The sequence below is a fragment of the Planomonospora algeriensis genome (genome assembly GCF_977012225.1).
Map to the genome: position 1 here is coordinate 1 of NZ_CDRNDK010000343.1, position 6,908 is coordinate 6,908.

Here is a 6,908-nt window from a genome sequence, read left to right on the forward strand (position 1 = left end):
CCGGCCGCGGCGGCCGGCGGGCCGCCCGGCGCCACCACCGGGAAGGAGGGGCCGAGGCCGGGACCCGCCTCCCGCAGTCCCCGCTCCCTGCAGCCCGCGACCGCCAGCAGGAGTCCGAGCACCACCGCCCAGGCCGGCACGGCCGAACGACTCTGCGCACCCGTCGGCAGTGTCACGTCTTTCCCGTTCCCGCCATATACGATCTTGCTGACTCCGGCTACATACCCGGAGCGGCGGACCGCGCCCGCCAAGCGGGATCAAAATCCGGACGGCCTTTCCCCATGCGGCCGGTCCGGGCGCCCCCGCGCCAGGCCGCCCGGTCCTCCGCTGGCGGGAGCCCCCCTCCCCGCACAGGCACGCGTCACGGGTACGCGTCCCGGCCGCCCGCCCCGGCGCCCGTCACAGGTGCGCGGCGGCCATGGCTGCGCCGACGATGCCCGCCTCGTTGCGCAGCGCCGCCGGGACCACCCGGGTCCGCACGCTCACCTTCGGCAGGAACTTCTCGGACTTCTTGCTGACCCCGCCGCCGATGACGATCAGCGAGGGGGAGAACAGCATCTCGACGTGGCGGAGGTACTCCTCCACCCGCTCGGCCCACTGGTCCCAGCTCAGGTCGTGCCGCTCCCGGGCGCCGTCGGAGGCCCTCCGCTCGGCGTCCTTGCCGCGGATCTCCAGGTGGCCCAGCTCGGTGTTGGGCACCAGGCGGCCGTCGACGAACAGGGCGCTGCCGATCCCGGTCCCGAAGGTCAGCATCAGCACGACCCCCGGCTCGCCCTTGGCCGCGCCCATCTCCACCTCGGCGAACCCGGCCGCGTCGGCGTCGTTGAGCACCGTCACCGGCCGCCCGGCCGCCGCCGAGAACAGCCCGCACGCGTCCGCCCCGATCCACCGGGGGTCCACGTTGGCGGCCGTCATGGTGGTCCCGTTCAGCACCACGCCGGGGAAGGTGACCCCGATCGGCCCGGTCCAGTCGAAGTGCCGGACGATCCGCCCGACCACCTCGGTGACCTCCTCGGGCCCGGCGGGGTCGGGGGTGGGGATCCGCAGCCGCTCCTCGGTCAGCTCCCCCTTCTCCAGGTCCACCGGGGCGCCCTTGATCCCCGACCCGCCGATGTCGATTCCCAGTGCTCGCATGGCATCCTCCTCGGTGCGCCCCCTACCCGTGACCGGGGGCGGCAAAATCCTCGCGGCGGCCGGGCCTCCCGGCGTTCCTCAGGCGAGCTGCGCGCCCTGGAGCCCGGCGTAGACGCCGCGCAGCCGCATCAGCTCCCGGTGGGTGCCGACCTCCTCGATGCGCCCGTCGCGCATCACCACGATGCGGTCGGCGCCCCTGACCGTCGAGAGGCGGTGGGCGACGACGAACACCGTACGGCCGGCGACCAGGCGGGCCAGCGCCTCCTGCACGAGCGCCTCGGAGCGGGTGTCCAGGGCCGAGGTCGCCTCGTCCAGGATCAGCACGCGCGGGTCCCGGATGAGCGCGCGGGCGATGGCCAGGCGCTGCTTCTGGCCGCCCGACAGGCGGGCGCCGCGCTCCCCCACCACCGTGTCGAGCCCGCCGGGCAGCCGGTCGATGAACTCCAGGGCGTTGGCGTCCCGCAGCGCCTGCCGTACCCGCTCCTCGGAGACGCCGGACAGGCCGTAGGTGACGTTCTCCCGGATGCTGCCCTCGAACAGGATGGACTCCTGCGGCACGACCGACAGGAACCTGCGGTAGCTGCGCAGGTCGATCTCCTCCATGTCCCGGCCGTCGAGCAGGATCCGCCCGGAGGTGGGCCGCAGGTAACCGATGACGAGGCTGAGCACGGTGGACTTGCCCGCCCCGGACGGCCCGACCAGCGCGATCGTCTCACCGGGGACGACCTTCAGCGTGAAGCCGTCGACGGCCGGCGCCTCGGCGGCCCCGTCCGGCCCGTCTCCGTCGCCGCGCCCGCCGTAGGCGAAGCCGACGTCGCGGAACTCCACCTCGCCGCGGACGGAGTCCACCGCGGCCTTGCCGGAGTTGTGCTCCAGGTCGGGCGCCTGGAGCACCTCGCCCACCGAGCGCACGGACGCCAGGCCCTTGCTGATCACCGGGGTCAGGCTGAGCAGCGCGGTGACCGCCGAGGTCAGGGTGGCGAAGAAGGTGCTCAGCATGAACACGTCCCCCGCCGTGATCGGGATGACCCCGTAGTAGGCGACCAGCGCGGACCCCGCCAGCACGGCGGCGCCGAGCGCGTTGAGCAGGATCCAGGCCAGCGCGCCGAAGCTGCCGTTGAGCAGGTCGAGCCGGAGCCCCTTGCGCAGCACCCTGGTCAGGGTGCCGTCGACCCGGTGCAGGGCGTCCTGCTCCAGTCCGTGCGCGCGGGTGATCGGGATCAGCGTGGTCATCTCGCCGACCCGGGCCGACAGCTTCTCGACCTCGCGCCGGAAGCTCTCGTTGTCGTCGCGCAGCCGGGTGCGGAGCTTCATGACCAGGAACGCGGCGGCGGGCACGACCAGCAGGAAGACCGGGAGCGCGGCGGGCACCTGGAAGGCGATCACCACCAGGCCGCCGGCCAGCATGGTCAGCGCCGACAGCCCCATGTCGCTCGCCTGCTGGGCGGCCTGCTCGATGCTCTCGACGTCCCGGATGACCTTGGTCTGCAGCACGGCGGCGCTGACCCGGGAGTGGTAGCCGATGGACAGCTGCTGCATCCGGCGGCAGAGCGCCGAGCGCAGGTCCGTGCCCACCCGCCGGATCGCACCGTGCAGGCAGCGCACGTAGAGCAGGTGCAGGGGGTAGTTCAGCAGCAGCAGGGCCAGCAGCACCGCCGTGTTGGCCCACAGCTGGGCGATCGGACGCTGGTAGACCACCACGTTCACGATGTTCGCGGTGATCAGCGGCAGGATCCAGGTCGGGCTGTGCTTGACCAGGAAGGCGAGGACCGCGACGACCAGCTTGCGGCGGTCCTCCTTGAAGAGGTAGGCGAGTGTGCGGATGGGGTGTTCGCCCCGGTAGCGATGATCGAGAGCACCGACCACAAATCCCCCAAACAAGGATAGATCTCTGGCCTCATCCTCTCCTGCCCCGATTCCGTCCGGCGGTCCGCCCCCTCCCACCCCTCCCGTTCTCCTCCCGTTCTCCTCCCGTCCCGGTCCCGCTCTCGGCCCCGCTCCCGGCTCGTTCCCGGTCCGGTCCCGGTCCGGTCCCCGCTCGCGCTCAGACGGCGTACGGCCGGGCCGCCCGTGCCTCCCGCAGGGCCGTCCCCCACCAGATGAGCTGGTCGAGCAGGACCTTGGCGGCGCCGTCGACCCCCTCCCGGTCGAGCGGGCGGCCCTCCTCGTCGAACCGGGTCTCCACCCGGTGGAAGCTCACCGTGTCGCGCAGGGTCACCACATGGAGCTCGGCCAGGACCAGGCGGAGCTGCTCCACCGCGCGCAGGCCCCCGGACTGCCCGCCGTAGGAGACGAACGCGGCCGGCTTGGCGGCCCACTCCCGGCGGACCGCGTCGATCGCCACTTTCAGGACGGCCGGGTAGGCGTGGTTGTACTCCGGGGTGATCATCACGAAGCCGTCGGCCGCGCCGATCCTGGCGGCGAGGGCGCGGGTGGCCGCGTCGTTCCCGGTCTCCGGGGACACGGGATGGAACGGCGGCAGCGGGACGCGGTTCAGGTCGACGACGTCCAGCCGGAGATCGGCGCGCCGTCCCGCCTGCCCGAGGAACCACCGGGTCACGTTCGCGCCGGAGCGGCCTTCCGGACTGGTGGCGGTGATCACTGCGACATCGAGCATGGCGGTCTCCTGGCTGTACGGCGTTCCGCCCGCAAGGATGCAACCTCAAGCAACCTTGAGGTCAACCCGGCCCCACTCCGCGGAACGCCACCGGCCCGCGGCGGCCCCTCACCGGGCCTCGGCGACCTTCCCGGAGTCGACGTGGAGGTGGCGGGTGGTGTGCACGGCCTCCAGCATCCGGCGGTCGTGGGTGACCAGCAGGAGCGTGCCGGGGTAGGAGGCCAGCGCCGACTCCAGCTGCTCGATGGCGGGCAGATCCAGGTGGTTGGTCGGCTCGTCGAGGACGAGCAGGTTCACCCCCCGGGCCTGGAGCAGCGCGAGCGCGGCCCGGGTCCGCTCCCCCGGCGACAGCGTGGCGGCCGGGCGGAGCACGTGGTCGGCGCGCAGGCCGTACTTGGCGAGCAGCGTCCGCGCCTCGGCTGGCGCCATGTTCCCCGAGGCGTCCCCGGCGGCCGCACCGAAGGCGTCCAGCAGCGGCTCGTCCCCGAGGAAGAGCCCGCGCGCCTGGTCCACCTCGCCGACGACCACGCCGGGGCCGAGGGAGGAGTGGCCCTCGGCCAGGGTGAGGCGGCCGAGCAGCGCGGCGAGCAGCGTGGACTTGCCCGACCCGTTGACGCCGGTGATCGCCACCCGTTCGGCCCAGCCGATCTGCAGGTCCACCGGGCCGAGGGTGAACGCGCCGCGCCGCACGACGGCTCCGCGCAGGGTCGCGACGACCGCTCCCGCCCGGGGCGCCACGGCGATCTCCATCCGCAGCTCCCACTCCTTGCGGGGCTCCTCGACCACCTCCAGCCGCTCGATCAGCCGCTCGGTCTGGCGGGCCTTGGCGGCCTGCTTCTCGGTCGTCTCGACGCGGGCGTTGCGGCCGATCTTGTCGTTGTCGCTCATCTTGCGCCGCGCGTTCTTGACGCCCTTCTCCATCCAGTTGCGCTGGGTCAGGGCGCGGGCCTTCAGCTCGGAGACGGTATCGGCGTACTCCTCGTACTGCTCGCGGGCGTGCCGGCGGGCGACCTCGCGCTCGGCGAGGTAGGCCTCGTAGCCGCCGCCGTAGGCGCGCACCCGCCGCTGGGCCAGATCGAGCTCGACGATGCGGTTCGCGGTCCTGGCCAGGAACTCACGGTCGTGGCTGACCAGCACCGTCCCGGCCCGCAGCCCGGTGACGAAGCGCTCCAGCCGCTCCAGGCCGTCCAGGTCGAGGTCGTTCGTGGGCTCGTCGAGCAGGAAGACGTCGTAGCGGCTGAGCAGCAGGGAGGCCATGCCCGCGCGGGCTGCCTGCCCGCCCGACAGCGCCGTCATCGGATGGCCGAGTTCCACCGCGAGTCCCAGCTCGGCCACGACCGCCTCGGCCCGCTCCTCCAGGTCCGCGCCGCCCAGGGCCAGCCACCGCTCCAGGGCCGCGGCGTACTCGTCGTCGGCGCCGGGGCGGCTCTCGACCAGGCCCTCGGTGGCGGTGTCCAGCGCGCGCTGGGCGTCGGCCACCCCGGTCCGCCTGGCCAGGAAGGCCGCTACCGTCTCGCCCTCCCGGCGCTCGCGCTCCTGCGGCAGGTAGCCGACCGTGGCCGTGGGCGGGCTGAGCCGTACCGAGCCCTCCTCGGGCGGGAGCAGGCCCGCCAGGATGCGCATCAGGGTGGACTTGCCGGCGCCGTTCGCCCCGACCAGCCCGACGACGTCGCCGGGGGCGACGACCAGGTCGAGGCCGGAGAAGAGGGCGCGGTCGCCGTGCCCGGCGGCGAGGTCCTTGACGACGATGGTGGCGCTCATGGGGGAACGCTATCCGCCTCCCGCGCGGACGCCGAACGGTCCTCCCGGCGAACCCCGAACCGTATTCCCGGCAAATCAGACAGTTTACGAATTTTTTCCGCCAAGTCCCCCGCCGCCACATGATGTGATCGACCTGCGGACGCGCGGCCCGATCGTGACCTAAAAGAAACGTGGCCTCCGTTTGGCGGGGACTTTGAACCACCGGCCCCGGCGCAACCGTGTGTTAACCGGGTGGAGGCGGTAACCCGAGCACCGCCTCCGAAGCAACGGGGAAAGGAACCGAATGTTCAAGAAGATCGCTGCGGGCGCCCTCGCCACGGCCGCAGGCGCCTCGCTCGTCGTCACCATGGGTGCCGGTGCGGCCTCCGCCACGGCGGCCGACCTCAGTGTGAACATCACCGAGGTCAGCCCGAACCCCGTCGTGGTCCGGGGCGACCGGGACGCGACGGTCACCATCGAGATCCGCACCACCGAGGCGGAGAAGGTTGAGCTCCGGCTCCGGCCGGACACCGACGCCCCCCACACCCTCAAGGCGAAGGAGCCCAGGCTCGTCCGCGAGGGTGAGCTGTGGCGCTTCGTCACCACCTTCGACGAGTCCGACTACCGCGGCCGCTGGGTCGCGGTCGCCGACGCCTACGCCAAGGACGGCAAGAAGCTGACCGACACGGCCGGCTTCACCGTCAAGTACGTGGAGCGCTGGCGGAAGGCCGACACCCGCGTGGCCGGTTTCGACGCCGGTCCCGAGCCGGTCCGCAAGGGCCGCTCGGTCTACTTCACCGGCCGCCTGCAGGCCCGTGACGGCTGGAAGTGGCGCGGCGTGCGCGGCGAGGAGGTGGAGATCTACTTCCGCGCCGACGGCTCCGGTGCCTGGAAGTACGTGGCCTCCGCCGACACCCGGTGGGACGGCAGGTTCAGCGCCAAGACCCGCGCGGTCAGGAGCGGTGAGTTCCGGGCCGTCTTCGACGGCGACCGCAGGCTGGACGACAGCTCCAGCCGCCCCGACTGGGTCAAGGTCAAGGGCTGGGGATACCGCCGGTAGGTGACACGGACCGGCGCCGGTGACCGGTTCCGGTGAAAGGGACCGGTGATCGGATGGATTCCCGTGGAAGAAGCCGGTGACCGGTTCCGGTGAACCGTGAGAGGGCTCGGGGCGACCCGGGCCCTCTCCGCGTTCCCCGGGCCCTCTTCCCGTTCCCCTGTCCTCTCCGCGCCCCCGGCGTTCCCCGGTCCGGCCCCCGGCTGTCCCGGTTGACGCCCTCCCCCGCGGGCAGGGAGCGGGCACACGCCGCAGAGGGGAGAGCGACAGATGGCGACCGGTGACTTCGTGGCCGTAGACGCCGAATCGCCCTGGCGGCGATTCGCCTTTCCCTGCCCCGCTACGCGGGAGCTTCGTTTC

The 6,908-nt window shown here is 72.8% G+C and carries 5 protein-coding genes; 1 reads left to right on the forward strand and 4 read right to left on the reverse strand.

Annotation, left to right across the window (positions count from 1 at the left end):
- Positions 1-399: 399 nt before the first annotated feature.
- The 4 genes from ppgK to ACWJ6R_RS26855 form a co-directional block, all read right to left on the reverse strand.
- Entirely contained in the window at positions 400-1,134 is a 735-nt protein-coding gene (gene ppgK / locus ACWJ6R_RS26840) for a polyphosphate--glucose phosphotransferase (RefSeq protein ID WP_449064899.1), read from the reverse strand.
- A gap of 78 nt (positions 1,135-1,212) precedes the next feature.
- A complete protein-coding gene (locus ACWJ6R_RS26845) occupies positions 1,213-3,000 on the reverse strand; it encodes an ABC transporter ATP-binding protein (RefSeq protein ID WP_449064900.1) in 1,788 nt (595 codons plus the stop codon).
- Between the two features lie 178 nt (positions 3,001-3,178).
- Positions 3,179-3,751: an NADPH-dependent FMN reductase gene (locus tag ACWJ6R_RS26850; protein ID WP_449064901.1), complete on the reverse strand. Its 573-nt coding sequence runs from the start codon at positions 3,749-3,751 to the stop codon at positions 3,179-3,181.
- 108 nt (positions 3,752-3,859) lie between these two features.
- The gene (locus ACWJ6R_RS26855) at positions 3,860-5,512 is read right to left on the reverse strand and encodes an ABC-F family ATP-binding cassette domain-containing protein (RefSeq protein WP_449064902.1); all 1,653 of its coding nucleotides are present in this window, start codon (positions 5,510-5,512) and stop codon (positions 3,860-3,862) included.
- Between the two features lie 283 nt (positions 5,513-5,795).
- Between ACWJ6R_RS26855 and ACWJ6R_RS26860 the strand changes: the two genes are divergently transcribed.
- Positions 5,796-6,551, forward strand: a complete 756-nt coding sequence (locus ACWJ6R_RS26860; protein WP_449064903.1) for a hypothetical protein — start codon at positions 5,796-5,798, stop codon at positions 6,549-6,551.
- The last annotated feature ends 357 nt before the right edge of the window (positions 6,552-6,908 follow it).